The 15,895-nt window shown below is 46.4% G+C and carries 15 protein-coding genes; 6 read left to right on the top strand and 9 right to left on the bottom strand.

From position 1 onward, the window contains the following. Window positions 1-66 precede the first annotated feature (66 nt). The gene (locus BM607_RS02890) at window positions 67-309 is read left to right on the top strand and encodes a YecH family metal-binding protein (RefSeq protein ID WP_071938971.1); all 243 of its coding nucleotides are present in this window, start codon (window positions 67-69) and stop codon (window positions 307-309) included. A gap of 274 nt (window positions 310-583) precedes the next feature. Here the strand turns inward: BM607_RS02890 and BM607_RS02895 are convergent, their stop codons facing one another. From BM607_RS02895 to BM607_RS02920, 6 genes are all read right to left on the bottom strand, one after another. Further along, window positions 584-928: a hypothetical protein gene (locus BM607_RS02895; protein WP_006081191.1), complete on the bottom strand. Its 345-nt coding sequence runs from the start codon at window positions 926-928 to the stop codon at window positions 584-586. Continuing rightward, window positions 915-1,583 carry an AAA family ATPase gene (locus tag BM607_RS02900; RefSeq protein ID WP_006087431.1) on the bottom strand — a complete coding sequence of 223 codons (669 nt, stop codon included), beginning with the start codon at window positions 1,581-1,583 and terminating at the stop codon, window positions 915-917. The genes BM607_RS02895 and BM607_RS02900 overlap by 14 nt, the downstream gene beginning before the upstream one ends. A 76-nt stretch (window positions 1,584-1,659) precedes the next feature. Then, window positions 1,660-1,962, bottom strand: a complete 303-nt coding sequence (locus tag BM607_RS02905; RefSeq protein WP_071938970.1) for a PilZ domain-containing protein — start codon at window positions 1,960-1,962, stop codon at window positions 1,660-1,662. A gap of 158 nt (window positions 1,963-2,120) precedes the next feature. After that, a complete protein-coding gene (locus BM607_RS02910; RefSeq protein ID WP_011846509.1) occupies window positions 2,121-2,525 on the bottom strand; it encodes a phosphate-starvation-inducible PsiE family protein in 405 nt (134 codons plus the stop codon). A 138-nt stretch (window positions 2,526-2,663) separates the two neighbouring features. Then, window positions 2,664-3,836: an NnrS family protein gene (locus BM607_RS02915; protein WP_071938969.1), complete on the bottom strand. Its 1,173-nt coding sequence runs from the start codon at window positions 3,834-3,836 to the stop codon at window positions 2,664-2,666. Window positions 3,837-4,180: 344 nt separating this feature from the next. After that, window positions 4,181-4,690: a DUF2062 domain-containing protein gene (locus BM607_RS02920; protein ID WP_006087434.1), complete on the bottom strand. Its 510-nt coding sequence runs from the start codon at window positions 4,688-4,690 to the stop codon at window positions 4,181-4,183. Window positions 4,691-4,722: 32 nt separating this feature from the next. On the opposite strand from BM607_RS02920, the gene BM607_RS02925 reads away from it, so the two are divergent. Genes BM607_RS02925 through BM607_RS02940 form a run of 4 tightly spaced genes read left to right on the top strand, consistent with a single transcriptional unit; the run spans window position 4,723 to window position 10,119 of the window. Further along, entirely contained in the window at window positions 4,723-7,092 is a 2,370-nt protein-coding gene (locus tag BM607_RS02925; protein WP_071938968.1) for a DNA internalization-related competence protein ComEC/Rec2, read from the top strand. Between the two features lie 32 nt (window positions 7,093-7,124). Continuing rightward, window positions 7,125-8,933 carry a lipid A export permease/ATP-binding protein MsbA gene (gene msbA, locus BM607_RS02930; protein WP_071938967.1) on the top strand — a complete coding sequence of 603 codons (1,809 nt, stop codon included), beginning with the start codon at window positions 7,125-7,127 and terminating at the stop codon, window positions 8,931-8,933. Next, complete coding sequence (gene lpxK, locus BM607_RS02935; RefSeq protein ID WP_071938966.1) at window positions 8,934-9,953, top strand: tetraacyldisaccharide 4'-kinase; 1,020 nt, start codon at window positions 8,934-8,936, stop codon at window positions 9,951-9,953. It abuts the gene before it with no gap. Next, on the top strand, window positions 9,940-10,119 hold the full coding sequence (locus BM607_RS02940; RefSeq protein WP_006081200.1) for a Trm112 family protein: 180 nt from the start codon (window positions 9,940-9,942) through the stop codon (window positions 10,117-10,119). Before lpxK ends, BM607_RS02940 begins: the two co-directional genes overlap by 14 nt. Before the next feature lie 164 nt (window positions 10,120-10,283). Here BM607_RS02940 and BM607_RS02945 read toward each other — a convergent pair whose 3' ends face one another. Next, window positions 10,284-10,745 (bottom strand): hypothetical protein, encoded by a 462-nt coding sequence (locus tag BM607_RS02945; protein WP_011846514.1) that lies wholly within the window; start codon window positions 10,743-10,745, stop codon window positions 10,284-10,286. A gap of 132 nt (window positions 10,746-10,877) precedes the next feature. On the opposite strand from BM607_RS02945, the gene BM607_RS02950 reads away from it, so the two are divergent. Beyond that, on the top strand, window positions 10,878-11,567 hold the full coding sequence (locus BM607_RS02950; protein WP_071938965.1) for an energy-coupling factor ABC transporter permease: 690 nt from the start codon (window positions 10,878-10,880) through the stop codon (window positions 11,565-11,567). 169 nt (window positions 11,568-11,736) lie between these two features. Here BM607_RS02950 and BM607_RS02955 read toward each other — a convergent pair whose 3' ends face one another. Together BM607_RS02955 and BM607_RS02960 are read right to left on the bottom strand one after the other, a co-directional pair. Beyond that, a complete protein-coding gene (locus BM607_RS02955) occupies window positions 11,737-12,093 on the bottom strand; it encodes a glutathione S-transferase N-terminal domain-containing protein (RefSeq protein ID WP_006081203.1) in 357 nt (118 codons plus the stop codon). Window positions 12,094-12,453: 360 nt separating this feature from the next. Then, complete coding sequence (locus tag BM607_RS02960; protein ID WP_071938964.1) at window positions 12,454-15,876, bottom strand: DUF748 domain-containing protein; 3,423 nt, start codon at window positions 15,874-15,876, stop codon at window positions 12,454-12,456. Window positions 15,877-15,895: the final 19 nt, after the last annotated feature.

Genomic DNA, 15,895 nt, shown 5'->3' on the forward strand with positions numbered 1-15,895 from the left:
AGATCAGGGTTCAAATTTAACCGTTAGGATATAAAGAACAATAATATTGCATCTTTAGGAGGACATATGTCCAATTCTGTTCACGGTCATGATGTTATGGCGCTGATGGTAGCGCAAGGGGCCGCTATTATAAAGCCTGAATTATTATCCCTGATGGGACAAAAGTTTGGCTTTGCGGCTCGATATCATACGTGTAGTGCCGCCGATCTTAGTGCTGAAGCATTGATTCAGTTACTGATAGGTAAAGGTAAGTTTGACGAAACGCCCCAAGGCATTGAACTAGCCGCTGGGAGAAAGTGTGAGCACTAACCTATTGTGGCCCTACATATTTTGGCGATGGAGTAACAGTCATACGAGAACGCAGTAGTAATACGAGATTGTAATAAGAGTGTGGCAATCGTTTGACCATAGTTCGACATCTATCGAGACTGATTTTACTGATTGGGTTCATCACCTTAGTGGCTTAAGCGAGAAGTACCAGTATGAGATTTAAGCCTGGATTTCTTTAGGTTCAGCTAGCTTGAGTTTAAGGAAGCTTGAAACTCAGGTTTCTTGAAGTCCTGATTCCTTGAATCCCTGAAACTTAGGTTTCGTCGTGGCGTTTATTGGCAATTTGGTCCTGCTGCGCGGGTGTGAGTTGGCTAAACTCATGGATCAAAATACGCAGTAAGCGAGATTTTGCAATGCTGGTGGATTTCGATAGTGAATCGAGCTGAGCAATACTCTTCTCTGTCAGGGTAAAGGTCGCGTGGCGATAAATCTTAGTCGATTTTTTATCTAAGCCCTTAACTATCGCTTGAGTCTGAGCCGCGGCTAATAAACTCGCCTTACCTAAGGCGTAGTTATTGGCATCTTCAATGAAATCATCGACAGAAACCGGCTTGATGATTTGCTTGGGTTTCTTACGTTTAAGATCAGTTAAGCTCATAGCTATTTTCTGGTGGCATGGCGAATAACTCATCCGTTATGGCGCGGATCTCATCGGCTGCTTTTCCATCGGGTTCGATTTCGACCACAGAGGAACCTTTTTCTTCACTGTCATCATAAATGTTTCGACAAAAGGTGACAGAATTCAACACCCTTAAACCAAAGGACTGCACTACATCTTTGGCTTCTAAAATACGTTTAAATTGCGTGGGTAGCGCAGGGCATTGGGTTAGTACTATGGTGGCGATCATTTTAGGATTCACCATCTTACAAGTGCTGAGCATGTCTTCCATGTGGGGTAATGTCTTAAGATCGCGTCTTTTGGGCCTGAGAGGGATCACAACATAAGTTGCTACCGACATGGCTGCGCGCATGGCTAAGTTATCCTGGCCACCACAGTCTACAATCACGTAATCAAAACGCTCATTGAGGCTGAGTAAGTCATTGCGAATTTTGCCATAAAGCTGAATGCAGTTAATGCTGGGCAGACTGGGATCATTATTTCTTGCTTGGATCCAATCTGAAGTGGTGCGCTGGGGATCACAATCGACCATGAGGACGTTTGCTTGAAATTTTTGCTTAATATAAACGGCAAGATTTTGAGCGAGACAACTTTTTCCGCTACCACCTTTTTCACCACCTACCAGCAAGATCATAGTGACGCCCCTTCATGAATCGTTCAATTCATTGAGTGTAGAACAGACCCATTAAACCTGCGAAATTTAAGTTAAATTAAAGCAGTTGCATGGCTATGTGGTAGCTTTGGTCGTGGCATTTTGCGCAGCGGCAAACTTGTCCTTTGACGGTGTTTTGTTGTGTGGTATCGGGATTAAAGGTCACTTCGATGAGTTCGCCCAGTGCAAAGGGACGTTTATAATCGAATAAAATACCGCGTCTTGCTAAGTCAATACACACGCCTTCATCGGATTGCTTCATGCCTTGAGCGTCGACCCAATGTAAGGCGACACGCTCCGCTTCCATGTCCACTCGCAGTGATGTGCGTTTTTCTTCAAAACCAGTAGTATGGTCACCCATAACTCAATTGCCCCGTAAATTATTGATCTCAGTAAAACTAGCATAATTGCTTTTTGGCAGAATACCAATGTGAAAGCTAGGTCTTTGATAATAGTTTTAAAACGAGGACAGCAGGTGCTATTGAATAAGCCTTCAATAGCACCAACTCAGGTGCTTGATTAATTGTCGTATTCTTGGTTTTTAGGATAGGGCATTTTTAACTGACCCCAACGAATGACGATCACAGTTGCTGCTAAAATTAACGTCGACAGTGATATCGCGGCAATACGCCAATCTTCCATACTCTTCATATCTAAAATGAGGTAACGAGCCAAGGCCACAATCGCGATATAAAGCGGCATACGCACGGGTAACTTACCGGATTCGTAGTAGTTCGCCACCATGGCTAAGACTTCTAAGAAAATGAATAACAGGAGTAAATCGGCTAGTGCGACCATACGGACAGAAACAATATGCACAATTTCTTGGCCTATCGCGACGATAGTGGCAATAGCAATAACAAACAGGACTAAGTGTTCTACGGCTTTAAGGCTCTTAGAACCATATCGGTGATAAAATGGCATGGGCATTCCCTACTTGATGTTTTTATAAATAGTAACAGTAAAAATCAGCTTATAGGGAAAAGCTAGCCGCCGCTGTGTGACTTAATTCACAGATATGTTTAATCCTAAATGCATCGCAAAGCTCAGTGTCAGTATGTTCTAACCGGGTCGACCATCGATTCTGGTTTGGCACAACATAGGCCCATAGCTGATGCAGAAACAGCCAAAGGCGATGACCCAAGATGTAATGGCGGCAAGTAATAATGATGCTGACCATAGCGGGATGACTCCTGCCAATACTCTAAATACTGCCGCGAGCAGGATTAACCCAAAGGCATACTTCATTATGCTTGGCGGTTGCAGCGTGCGGCCGGTATGGCCTAACGAAACCCGCGCCATCATAGCTAAAATCATCCCCGCTAAACCGCCAATCGTTATCGCGTGCATGCCAACGGATAAGGGGAGTCCAAAGGCAATAAGCGCTAAACCGAGTGGAATACACACATAACTGAGATGCAGTGACCAGAGTAAGGGAACGCGCCAGCAGGAATACCAGCCCCAGCGATGCCAGCGCAGCAATAAAACTAGACTCGCAATCCCAGCCATACTGCGAAGCAATATTTGCTCTTGCAGGATTAAGCTAATAACTAATCCAAAGAGGCTGATAAAGCTCAGCCATTCGAGCACTGGCAGCGCAGTTTTACGCTGCCATTGGGTGGCGCGCTCGGTGAAAAAAGGGATCACACGGCCGCCTAAAAGTGCGACTATGATGCTGATTAACACAACTGCGCCATATAAGCCTATGTTTATCCATTCAAATTGATTTGTTAAAACGCCGTAGTAACTCAGTGCATTCATTAGGGTGAGCAAGGTGAGAATGGGGATAAACACAAAGTTTCGCCATTGACGAACGCGGATCACTGCTTGGGCGAGTATTAACGCCGTTAGCGGCAAAAATAGTAAGTCGATAAACATGATAAGTGTAAAGGGAATCGCTAGCGGCATTAGCAATAACAGCCTTGGCAATAACCACACACTGAATAACCCCAACAACCCAACACCTTTAATCCCAGCTTGGCCCGTCCAGTTTTGCACCGCAGTTAATAAAAAGCCCGCGACGACGGCGCAGACAAATCCGAAAATCATTTCGTGACCGTGCCACCAAAGTGGATTAACGGATTGCGGCAACAGATTGATCCCTGAAAGGAATCCTCCCCAGATCCCTAATGCCAATACGCTGAATAAACTCGCAAACAGGAAAAAAGGCCGAAAGCCTAATCTGAATAAGGCGATTCGTGGTTGTAAATGTGCGGGCTCATCAATGTTCAACATAACTGGCTCTTGAGTATCTGACTAAATCTGTCAGATATTTTAAGCTGCAATTAAAATGAATGTATATATCTCGATATGAGTATTCCTCGTGCTGCATCTGTTTAAGACGCAAACTTAGTCTGCACAGATGGTACAATTTTACATGAAAAGCGACAAACTCAAGCGTGAAAGGAGTGAGGTGGCGGACATTGAAACGACAGGATGTAAAGCAAGGGAAGCCAATAGATTGCAATGCACATTAGGCCATGAAGGATAAGCTAAGTCATTGATCCGCTTATGCTGTTACTTAGGTTAACTAGCCTTCGGCTAAAACTGCATCAGCATAAGCGGTAGGAAAGGCGAGCTTATTTATTCTTACGTTTTTGCCACTTAAACATAATGGAATATTTCCACAGATTGTTAATCAGCAAATAGCCCACTGCGGAAAAAATTACCCCAAGAACAAGGCATCCCAGTAAAAACGCCGGACCTATGGTGGCAAGGGAGGCTTCAATCCATTGCCAACTTGCTTCGAAGGCAAAATCTTGCGGCGCATGGCCGAGTATCTTAGCGCCGAGTAAATACGCGCCATAAAACATCACTGGCATAGTTAAGGGATTGGTTATCCAGACTAATGCGACAGAAACGGGAATATTAACGTTAAATAGAATGGCAAAAGCCGCAGCCACTACCATCTGAAATGGCATAGGGATCCAGGCGACAAATAATCCCACGGCGAATGCGCCAGGGGCGGATTTCCGATTTAGCGCCCACAAATTGGGATTATGTAATAAGCGTCCGAACATGCGTAAGTGTTTATGCTCACGCAAGGTTTCAGGCTTAGGCATAAATCTTTTGATTAATTTTTTTGGCATAGGCTGAAATTGCTGTCTTAACTTAATTCACTATGAATCGATTCATGTTTGGCTTTAGTGCCATCTTGTTATCAGCGATGTTGTGGCCTTCGCTGCCGCCAGTCAGTTATATACCCTACCTTGCTGTTGGGGCGTTAATTTTATACCGAAAAATCCCTGTCTGCGCAGGTGGACTCTTTGCAATGGCATGGCTAACTGGTTTTTGCTTAGGATTATCTAGGCAGGATCTTCCAGTGTTACAACAACCTATACAGGTTAGGGGCGAAATCATATCACTAGTTAGTCGAAACAGCGACTGGCTAAGTTTGGATATATCGGTCATTAAACCAAATTTAATCTTAGGGCCAAATGCAAAATTGCGACTCACGTGGAAAGATCCGCCAGAAGTCGATGTCGGTCAGGTTTGGCAGTTTACCTTGATGCCTAAGAGTATTGCTAGCGTGTTAAATCAAGGTGGTTATAACGAGCAGAAACAATTAATCAGCCAACATGTTGTCGGTAAAGGGCGAGTGATAGAGGCACATTTACTTGCGGTTTTACCTTCACTGCGTAACGAGCTAATAAGCGCATTGACGCCTGAATTAGCCTCTTTGCCGCAAGGTGATATTCTACTCGCCTTACTTTTGGGTGATAAGCAGTTGATCTCAAAAGTGCGTTGGCAAGCATTACGACAGACAGGTACGGGTCATTTAGTGGCGATATCTGGCTTGCATCTTTCGGTCATAGCAGCATGGATTTACACATGCCTTTTGTTTGGCTTAAGTCGCTTAGTGCCACATCAGAGTCGGCGTAATATCACCCTTGCCTTAGTCGCCGCTGGCATAGGCGCCGCATTTTATGCCTATCTTGCTGGCTTTGGCATTTCGACGCAGCGTGCATTAGTGATGATTCTGCTGTTAATGCTGTTGAGTTTATTAAAGCGCTTTTCTACGGCGTGGGAGCGCTTATTATTCGCCCTGTTCATTGTATTGCTGCTTGATCCGCTCGCTTGTTTAAGTGCGGGATTTTGGCTGTCGTTTTGTGCCTTAGGTATCATCTTATACACCTTAGAAATCCAACCAAGGGAATTTACCCCTGCGTCGACTCGAAGGGCGCGTTTACGCACTGGGATGATGCAGTTTTGGGCTATCCAATGGCGCTTAAGTCTCGGGCTTGGATTACTGCAAGCGGCACTCTTTGGCGGCGTGAGCGTACACAGTCTGTGGATGAACATCTTGGCCGTGCCTTGGTTTAGCTTTGTAGTGATCCCCTTAGCCATAGCGGGATTTGTCTGCTGGTGGCTTGGGACGGCCTTGGGATTATCTCACTTCGGACTCTCTTCGCTTGGAGTACTGCGCCTCAGTGATTGGAGTTTATCGCCCTATGCGCAGTTGCTCGACATCAGCCAGCAATTACCTGCCCATTGGTTAGCACTCTCTGACAGCTTATTAGCCTTAGGATTCTACGCGCTCGTTGGTGGTGTGTTATGGCGCTATGTGCCTAAGCATAAAAACTATATTGCTTGGTTAAGCCTATTGAGTTTGTTGTTTATTCCCGCATTACTTTTTTGTATGACGCTATGGTCTCCCGTGCAAACCCATCGATGGGCCATGCATTTACTTGATGTGGGCCAAGGTTTAGCCGTGGTGATTGAAAAGAATGGCAGGGGTTTCATCTATGACACGGGCGCCGCCTTTGGTGAAGATTTCAGTTATGCGGAGCGGGTGATATTGCCCTTCTTAAAAGCCAAAGGCATCCAAGAGATTGATTATATTGTTATCAGCCATAGCGATAACGATCATTCAGGCGGTGCGCCTGTCTTGATGGAGGCTTATCCCAAGGCTTTGGTGATCACAGATGTGGCTGGCTTTAGCGGCCAAGATTGCCGTCCAAGGCAGATTCAATGGCAAGGATTGCGCCTTAACTTACTCTCGCCGCCTCAAGTGCTGGCGGGCAATAATGGCTCTTGTGTGGTGCGCATTGATGATGGCCTGCAGAGTCTGCTGCTCACCGGGGACATTGAAAAACAAACCGAAGCAGCACTATTACGTAGTGAATTAGGTGTAAGCCGTGAGCTAAGTGTGAGCGGTGATCTAAGTGGCCTAAACGAGTTACAAAGCGACGTGCTGGTGGCGCCGCACCATGGCAGCAAAACCTCGTCGACAGAGGCCTTTATCGATGCCGTAGCCCCTAAGTTAGTGCTTTTCCCTGCGGGTTTTGCTAATCGCTATGGTTTTCCTAAATCCACAGTGGTTGAGCGGTATCAGCGACGAGAGATTAGGAGCCTGACCACAGGGTCAGAAGGGCAGATTAGTGTGATTTTTCAGCAGTCTGAGTTAGAGGTAAAGACCTATCGTGGTGATTTAGCGCCATTTTGGTACAACTCTCTGTTTAGATTTGGTGACTTGATTAATCCAGAGTAGAATGCCTACTTTGCCATAATTTAGTGTTATCAATGACAACATCTCCTAAAGACGAAATGTGGACAGTTTTCAAACGATTACTGGGCTATATAAAACAGATGAAAGGCATGTTTATGCTTTCAGTTGCGGGATTAATTATTTATGGTCTCGTCGATGCCGCCTTTATCGCTTTCATCGGCCCCTTTATCGATAAGGGTTTTTCCGGCGGCGCACCCGCTGCGGTCACCAATGGCATAGCATTGCCAACCAGTGAAGGTTTCCATGCGAACAACGACGTGCTAATGATGGCGCCACTTGTGGTTATCCTCATGTTTTCCCTGCGCGGTTTTGCCAACTTTGTTTCGACCTACGGCATTTCATACATGAGTGCGCGTTTGATCATGGACATGCGTCAGCAAGTGTTTGAGCATTATCTGAGTCTGCCTGTCAGTTACATGGACAAGGAAAATACCGGTAACTTGATTTCAAAAGTCACCTTCGATACTGAGCAAATCGCCAGAGCATCGGGTAGCGCTTTGATTTCTATCGTCCGCGACAGTGTGACAGTGTTTGGTATGCTGGCGCTGATGTTCTATAACTCTTGGAAGTTATCCCTGTGTATCTTAGTGATCGGGCCGATTATGGGCATGGTCATTGCTGTGGTCAGCCGTCGTTTCCGTAAGGTTTCTAAGCAAATTCAAACCGCCATGGGCGGCGTGAGTGCCACGACTGAGCAAATGATTAAGGGCCATAAAAACGTATTGGCCTTTGGTGGACAAGAAACCGAAGCCACCCGTTTTGCTAAAGTGAACGATCAAAACCGCCATCAAAATATGAAGTTAGCTGTGGCGCAAGCCATTAGCCAGCCGTTGATCATGATTATCGGCTCATTCGCCTTAGCCTTTGTGCTTTATGCGGCAAGCTTAGACAGCATGAAAGCCGATCTTACCGCCGGTACCTTCGCGACAATTCTTGGCGCTATGATGGCCATGTTGCAACCCATCAAAAACTTAACCCGAGTGAACGCTGAATTCCAACGGGGTATTGCAGCTTGTACCACAGTGTTTGAATTACTGGATACGCTGCCAGAATCCGACACCGGCACTTATACCGTCGAGCGCGCTAAGGGTCATTTACGTTTCGATAAGGTCTGTTTTACCTACGACAGCCAAGACCGCCGAGCGCTGGAAGATGTTGATTTTGAAGTTAAACCGGGGCAAACCTTAGCCTTAGTAGGCCGTTCTGGTTCAGGCAAGTCGACTATCGCGAGTCTAGTGACCCGTTTTTATACGGGGCTCGAATCCGGTGATATTCTGCTTGATGATGTCAGCATCTATGATTACTCGCTAAAATCGCTGCGTAATCAAGTGGCTCTGGTATCGCAGCAGGTGACCTTATTCAACGATACGATTGCTAACAACATAGCCTACGCCTATCCGGGTGAAGCGACGCGCGAGCAGATTATTGAAGCGGCGACCTTGGCCTATGCGATGGAGTTTATTGATCAGCTGCCCCAAGGCCTTGATACCCAAGTGGGTGAAAATGGCGTGTTATTGTCCGGTGGTCAAAGACAGCGGATTGCGATTGCGCGCGCCATGTTGCGTGATGCGCCTGTCTTGATCCTCGATGAAGCGACTTCTGCACTGGATACTGAGTCAGAAAAAGCGATTCAAAAAGGGTTAGACAACCTCAGACAAAACCGTACCTCAGTAGTGATCGCCCACAGGTTGTCGACTATCGAGAGTGCCGATCAAATTTTAGTAGTGGATCAGGGACGTATCGTCGAGCGCGGGACGCACCAATCACTATTGGAATTAAATGGCATGTACGCCAAATTGTACCAAATGCAATTCGGTAGCTAGATGCAGGCCTTAGTGAATAAAATTTGGTATCAGGGTCATCCACTGCGATGGCTCTTGTTACCTTTATCTTGGCTATTCGCGGTTATCACTTATGTGCGCCGCGCCTTGTTTCGCCTCGGGATCAAATCACAAACGGCAATGCCTGTGCCTGTCATCGTTGTCGGTAATATTACCGTCGGCGGCAGCGGTAAGACGCCAACCGTGATTTATCTGATTGAATTATTGCGCCAGCATGGGTTTACACCCGGTGTGATCAGTCGAGGTTACGGCGTTGATATTCAAGGCGTTAAAACGGTTAATTTAGGGGCGAGTGCAGCAGAGGTGGGTGATGAACCTGCTATGATAGTGGCGCGCACTCAAGTGCCTATGGTGGTTGGCGCTAAACGCGTCGATACCGCCAATGCACTTATTGCTGAGTTTGGTGTCGATGTCATCATCTGCGACGATGGGCTGCAGCACTATGCGCTGGGACGCGATATTGAGCTGGTGGTGATTGATGGTCAACGCGGTTTAGGTAATGGCTTGCTGTTGCCGGCAGGTCCGCTACGTGAAGGCGCGTGGCGTCTCGATGCCGTGGATTTTATCGTCAATAATGGTGGCCCAGCAGCAAAAGGGCAGTTCGAAATGCAACTGGCGCCTACGGAAGTGAAGCCCGTTAAATGCGATGTGATATCCGATGAGTACAGTTTCGATAAATCTCAGCCGCTGGTTGCGATGGCGGGTATTGGTAACCCTGCGCGTTTCTTTGAATCGCTGCGCGCTCAAGGTTATCAACTGGCGCTATGCCAGGGTTTTGATGACCATCAGCCCTACGATAAAACCCAATTACGTGATTTAGCCCAAGACTTGCCGCTATTGATGACAGAAAAAGATGCGGTTAAATGTCGCGATTTTGCACAAGAGAACTGGTGGTATTTGGCGGTCAATGCCAAGCTATCCCCACAATTTGATGAGCAGCTGCTCGCACGTCTTCGCGAGGTGGCTGCAGCTAAACAAGGAAACTTCCATGGCATTCGATAAAAAATTGTTAGATATAGTGGCTTGCCCTGTGTGTAAGGGAAAACTTGAGTACGATAAAACGACGCAGCAGTTGATTTGTAAGGCAGATAAGCTGGCCTATCCGATCACTGAAGGTATCCCTGTGTTATTAGAAAATCGTGCTGTGCCACTGACTGAATCAGTTTAGTCTGATGTGAATGCGCGTATTGTCTAATACGCGCATGCTTACCTTTTTGAGCTTCTCTTATTATTGTTTTCGCTATTTTTAGCTGATTAACAGTGCTTATCCAATCTTGCGTCTTTTCGATGCTCAGACCTTAGCCACGCAAATTTGAGTTACTCAAACCTTCGCTAATAGTTCACAAATTTCTGTTTATCGGCATTGGTCGCGCCTTCTTGGCATTCACCACGAATTTCGCCTCGCCCGGGTTCGATAATCCGACTCAATTCGATATAACCTTCGCGGCAATAACCTGTCATTTCAAGGGTTTTCGTTAAACCTAATTCGACTTGTCGTCCCCAAACTTCTAATGAGTCCTGTAGATCTTGCATCGCGCGACGTTGTTCACGGGGATCTTGCATGCTACGTACGCGGGCATCGTGCGGGAAAGGGCGGTCTGCATCACCCATGTTAGATTTATCATCGACCAGCCGCGCTGTGTAGCTGAAGAGTTTAAGGCCATCGGCTTTAATGTCTGTGGTTAACTTATCCCGTAATTTTCCGGCAAGTTCACTAGGATCGATGGGGGCACTGCTGCAGGCGATGAGCGAGAAACAACTTAAGATGGCAAGGCTGAGGTATCGAAGTGGCATAATCAAATTTAACTCTTAGGTTATTAACTGACAGCAGAATACCTTAATATGACCCTAAAGTTCATGGATTTATGGCATCTTGATGGACTGAGTGTGACTCTATTGGCGCAATGGATTAAGGATGGGCGATTAATGTTGGCGTTTTGGTCGAATAAATGGGCGCAAATCGAATGGGATATGAGCCTGACTCAAGGCATATGCCTTATGCTCTTGGCGTTATGGCTCTATGCGATATGGCCAAAAGAAGAGTTAGCGCAGATCCGACGGGATAAAAACCTGCAGCTACGCTTGTTACTGACGCTGGTGGGCGTCAATGCGCTGTGGTCGTTAAATGCCAGTATTCAAACTGGGTTGCATCTGCATTTTCTGGGGATAGTGACCTGTATGCTGATGTTCGGTTGGCGTCTTGCGACCGTGGCATTACTGTTGCCGAGCGCTTTTTTTAGTCTTTTTGTGTTGAAACAGCCCGCTGATTTTGGGGCTTTTAGTCTGTTCGCCATGGCTGTGCCGCTGTTCCTGTGTTTTGTTTTATACAGTCGCAGTTACCATTTATTTCCTAAACACATTTTCGTGTTTATCTTCGTCGGTGGTTTTATCAATGCGGGCCTTTCAACTGTGTTTCATCAAATGAGTTGGGCGATGTGGTTATGGTCTGCAGCGGATTACGATTGGAATGTGTTAGTGGATGACTACTTGATGCTAATCCCTTTGCTGGCGTTCCCCGAGGCATTGCTTAATGGTATGGCGGTAACGCTATTGGTGGTGTATCAGCCCCAGTGGTTATTTGATTATTCTGACCGAGAATATTTGTGGCGTAAGTAGATGTGATTAACAACGCAATAAAAGAACTGCGCCCGAAACCTCGATATTTCAACGGAAAACCCATTGTAAAGTTCATTGGGAAGTTCATTGAAAAGTCGATTGAACAGTTCATTAAAAAAGGTACTGGGCGCACTTATTTGGAGATTTACACAGACTGTTGCACCGCGATTTAGGCGAAGCGTTGGTCTAAGTAGTTAATGATTTCTTTAGATTCATACAACCACTGTACTTGGCCGTTTTCTTCAATACGCAGACAAGGCACTTGCTGTTTGCCACCTTGGGCGACGAGCTCATCTTTGTGTGGCGCTTTTTTAGCGTCGTGGGTCACTATGTTGAGTCCCTGACGGCGCATTGCACGGCGGACTTTTACGCAAAATGGGCAAGCTGGATATTGATACAGGGCCAATGCTTGAGTTTGAGTATCAATCTGTTGTTGCTCTGCCAGTGGACGTTGGCGCTTTTTAGGGCTAAATACGAAGTTTAAAAACAGAATGATCCTGCCTAAAATCCAGCGAATGATAAACATGTCAGTGACCTCAATGATAATGTGTGTTGAAAAGTGATTCGTGTGTCAATGGCGCCGTCGCAAATGCGCGACGAAACTGAGATTTAGCGATTCGAGCGTGCGATCCCAGTTGCATAAAGGCCGCAGAGTGTAACCTATGGCACAAAGCGCGGCCAACATTTTAGTGTGGATTAACAGGTAGAAGATTCTTTGGTGGCAAAGACTGCGCATTCGCTTAGCGGTAACAATTAGATATGCGCTTAGCTATACCTTTAGGCATGCTCTTCACCATAAGAAAGAAGCCCGTTAAAGGTAAACTTTAGCGGGCTTCTTTTATCGTAAACACAGCAACATTAACTCATTGCTTGAGTTATTGCGCGTCTATTGCACATCTATGGTAAGGCTCACTTGGGCCACATTCTGGGTCAAACTCACTCTGCTTTCGAGCAAGAAGATCCGCTCAGGGGCAATCTCTTTCACGTCCACAAGGTAAGCTTTAACGGCTTTAGCTCTTTCTTGGGCCAAATTACCCAACATGCCATCGTTAACATTCTGCGCTTTTACCGACAGATTATATAAAGCGATATGCCAGCGGGTGGTGATTTCGTCATCGGAAAGCTGCGCGTCTTTGGCCTCTGCGATAACTGTGTCTTTTATTAGTGCCGGATCGGCTTTAACTTCCTGCTCATAGAGCTTCACTAGCGCATCGGCTAGCGGCCCTTGGGTCGGGAATTGGCTTGGACTTAAATCATTAGGTAACGCACTGAACTCGATATTGGCTAACTTAGCCAATTTACGCTTCATGATACGCTCAGCAATGGCTTGGCTGTCATTGATGGCATCGACTTCACCTTCAACGCTGAGCTTGAGCATAGGTCTGTCGAGTAAGGCGCTGGCGAGTTTGTCTAAACTTTTCTGCTCATCTTCACTTAGGCTGAATTGACCAGCGGCAAAGCTGATTTTGTCTAAGCTTTCGTCTGAACCTATCAGCCCCGCTAAGAAAGTGAAGGGCGCAGTGACGGCTTTAGTGATCACATTGGTAATCGCCGTCATTATGATGCTGCCGACACTAAAGCTGGGTGAGTCTAAATCGCCTGAGACTTCCATGCCTAAATCAATCACGCCGTTACGGTCCTGTAGCAGCGCAATGGCGAGCGTGATAGGTAAGCTAGTGGCAAGGTCACTATTACTGGGTTTACCGAGTTTCAGTTGATCTATGACTAGATGGTTATTGCCCTTGAGCTTGTTCTGATCGAGTTTGTAGTTCAGCGACAGTGATAACTGTCCCTTATCTATGTAGTAACCCGCATAGGTGCCTGAGTAAGGATTGACTGAGGTGAGTTCAACACTTTTGAAGACCAAATCGAGATCTAAATATGGCATGTCTAACAAAGGGTTAATATCGCCTTTTAGGGTTACAGGCGCGTACTTGTCTATCTTACCTTTGATATCGACCGAGGCCTTAGTGCCTGGCGTTGACGACAGGTGAGTGATATTGCCTTCAAGTAGCTCAATTCCCGAAGCAAAATTCGGAGTCAGTGAGTTATCGGCAAAGTAAGCCGAGCCTTGGCTAAAGCTAATTTTTTGAATATCTAGGCTCAGCTCAGGCGTTGCTGACTTGCTCGCCATTTGTGGCTCGGTTGCGGTTTGCTTAGCAGGGGGCGCGCTGTTCGTTGTCGCACTATTCGTTACTGAAGCTGCAATAGGCGCTTCGACGATAAGGTCGCTGATATTGGTGCTTCTATCTTTAGCGATCACCACTTTGGCGTAGGGTTGGCTAAAGGCTAAGTGATCGATTTTGATTTGATTTTTTTGTTGGTCAAAATCGAGCTGATTGATATTCATCTTTTGCCATTTGACCAGCGGGGCATTACGCAATTTGTCATGAATGGCTAAATCATCGAGCTCAACACTGCCGCCGTAAATGGCTTTGCCCTTGGCATCAGCCGTGAGCTTGCCTGCAGAGCTTAATAAACCACTCTTAAGCTGGATATTCACGTAGGGCGCAAGATACGGTTGGAATTGGATTAATGCGAGCTTATCGAGTTGAATATCGGCATCTATCGCTTCGCTTGTCACATCGACATGGCCTTGAGAGCTTAAAGTACCTTTGTCATTAATGCTGAGTTGCAGTGCATAATCAATCGGCTCGGCCAAGGTGCTGGTGATAGTTTTTGTTGAAAAGTTGAGCGGATACACACGCCATTGCTGCGGTGTCTCAGTTAACTTTTGCTCCGACAGATTAAGATCGTAGTTTTCAATATTGAGCGCATCGAGTTGCACGAACCAAGTGTCTGTTGACGCCGTTACTGGCGCTTGCTTGATTGTCTGTTGTGGATCTGCCTCAGAAGCGACTTCTGCAGTGGCTTCATGAGTGGCATCAGCTGTGATGTTTGCGGCGGCCTCAGTATTTTGCTCCGTTTTATTGTTCTCGCTTGCTGTGGCTAATTCGCTTTCTGTTGGCTTGTCTGTGGTATCGCTTGCATTAGTTGCCGTCTCAGCTATTTGAGGCTTTTCTTCCACTTGCGTGACTTGTACGCTCTCAACATTTTTGGCCTCTAGTGGCTTAGCATCTGCCGGTTTAGTTTCTATCGACTTAGCATCGATGGAATTGGCGGATTTAGGCATGAACAAGCTCGCGAGATCGAGTCCACCTTGATTCAAAATGGCGTTTACAGTGAGGCCATCACTGTGAAGCTTATTGATGTGCACTTGCTGCTGATTTAGATTCATCGAAATACCGTCGAGGGCAAAGATTGGCAGCTTGACCACTGAGCGCTCTTGGTCGTTAAAGTTCAGTTTTTCAACAATAAACTGGCCATTGTTGCTGGTGATTTGCAACTCGCCATTCTCGGCAAGATCCACTTGATACTGAGTCTTGGCAGTGATCTCGCCATCGGTAAGTGCTGGCTTAAATTGATCGTCGATAAATCGCCACAGGGGTGTCAGTTTCAGTTTAGCGATGTGGACGTCACCCGCAACTTTTAATGGGAACAGTTGGAATTGCCCCTGCAAACTGATTTCACCAGCATGATCATCACTGAGTTGTATCGCATAGTGATTGTGCTGAATTGGCATAACTTGGGAGCCAGAGCCAGTGTCAGAGGCTGATTGGGCGTTTGGTGTCGGGTTGGCTTCAGTCTTATTTGCTTTTGTGGCTGGTGCTACTGAGGCCGACAATGCCGACATCAAATATTCAGTATCGAGCTGACTGAGTTTTAAATTGATATTGGGATAATTAACCTGAGCATGGGTAATTTTGTCATCGAAGTTAAATTGCCCTGCATCTAATACAAATTGGCTGAGCAGGACACGAACGGGGGCGCTGGCTTCTGCGGGTGTTGTTTCTGTGCTCGCGGATGAATGCTCGTTCAAGGTCTGCAGAATATCGTCGAAGTTGAATCCAGCTTTGCCTTTTTTCTCCACGCGGATGATGTGTGCGTAGGGCGCTTGTATGTGTATATTTTCGATAACGGCGGCGCGATTAAAAACAGATTGCCAAAAGTTCACTTCGAATTGGACTTGCGCTAAGCCTGCAAACGGTTTTTCGTCTTTTTCTTTAATGGCCAGTTGGTCGATTTCGACTTTGAAATTAAAGGGATTGATGCGGATATCCCCGAGGGTGACGGGACGGCCGAGTAAAGCAGAGAGTTTTTCGGGTGCCAGCGTGGTTATTGCATAGGGCAGGATTAAACCTAATGTGCAGACATAGCTAAGGTAGACGGCGGTGAGGTAAACAAGCACACGCAGGTACCTTGGGAGAGCAAAAAAAGTGTGTTTGAATTGCGATAGCTGGGTCAGCATTAATATCAAGGCTCCAATG

This window comes from Shewanella sp. SACH, from assembly GCF_001887095.2.
GTDB lineage: Bacteria > Pseudomonadota > Gammaproteobacteria > Enterobacterales > Shewanellaceae > Shewanella > Shewanella baltica.

Bases quoted from the DNA above. Each gene is read 5' to 3' on its own strand.
- BM607_RS02890 (WP_071938971.1), top strand. From the start codon at position 67: ATGTCCAATTCTGTTCACGGTCATGATGTTATGGCGCTGATGGTAGCG.
- BM607_RS02895 (WP_006081191.1), bottom strand. From the start codon at position 928: ATGAGCTTAACTGATCTTAAACGTAAGAAACCCAAGCAAATCATCAAG.
- BM607_RS02900 (WP_006087431.1), bottom strand. From the start codon at position 1,583: ATGATCTTGCTGGTAGGTGGTGAAAAAGGTGGTAGCGGAAAAAGTTGT.
- BM607_RS02905 (WP_071938970.1), bottom strand. From the start codon at position 1,962: ATGGGTGACCATACTACTGGTTTTGAAGAAAAACGCACATCACTGCGA.
- BM607_RS02910 (WP_011846509.1), bottom strand. From the start codon at position 2,525: ATGCCATTTTATCACCGATATGGTTCTAAGAGCCTTAAAGCCGTAGAA.
- BM607_RS02915 (WP_071938969.1), bottom strand. From the start codon at position 3,836: ATGTTGAACATTGATGAGCCCGCACATTTACAACCACGAATCGCCTTA.
- BM607_RS02920 (WP_006087434.1), bottom strand. From the start codon at position 4,690: ATGCCAAAAAAATTAATCAAAAGATTTATGCCTAAGCCTGAAACCTTG.
- BM607_RS02925 (WP_071938968.1), top strand. From the start codon at position 4,723: ATGAATCGATTCATGTTTGGCTTTAGTGCCATCTTGTTATCAGCGATG.
- msbA (WP_071938967.1), top strand. From the start codon at position 7,125: ATGACAACATCTCCTAAAGACGAAATGTGGACAGTTTTCAAACGATTA.
- lpxK (WP_071938966.1), top strand. From the start codon at position 8,934: ATGCAGGCCTTAGTGAATAAAATTTGGTATCAGGGTCATCCACTGCGA.
- BM607_RS02940 (WP_006081200.1), top strand. From the start codon at position 9,940: ATGGCATTCGATAAAAAATTGTTAGATATAGTGGCTTGCCCTGTGTGT.
- BM607_RS02945 (WP_011846514.1), bottom strand. From the start codon at position 10,745: ATGCCACTTCGATACCTCAGCCTTGCCATCTTAAGTTGTTTCTCGCTC.
- BM607_RS02950 (WP_071938965.1), top strand. From the start codon at position 10,878: ATGTTGGCGTTTTGGTCGAATAAATGGGCGCAAATCGAATGGGATATG.
- BM607_RS02955 (WP_006081203.1), bottom strand. From the start codon at position 12,093: ATGTTTATCATTCGCTGGATTTTAGGCAGGATCATTCTGTTTTTAAAC.
- BM607_RS02960 (WP_071938964.1), bottom strand. From the start codon at position 15,876: ATGCTGACCCAGCTATCGCAATTCAAACACACTTTTTTTGCTCTCCCA.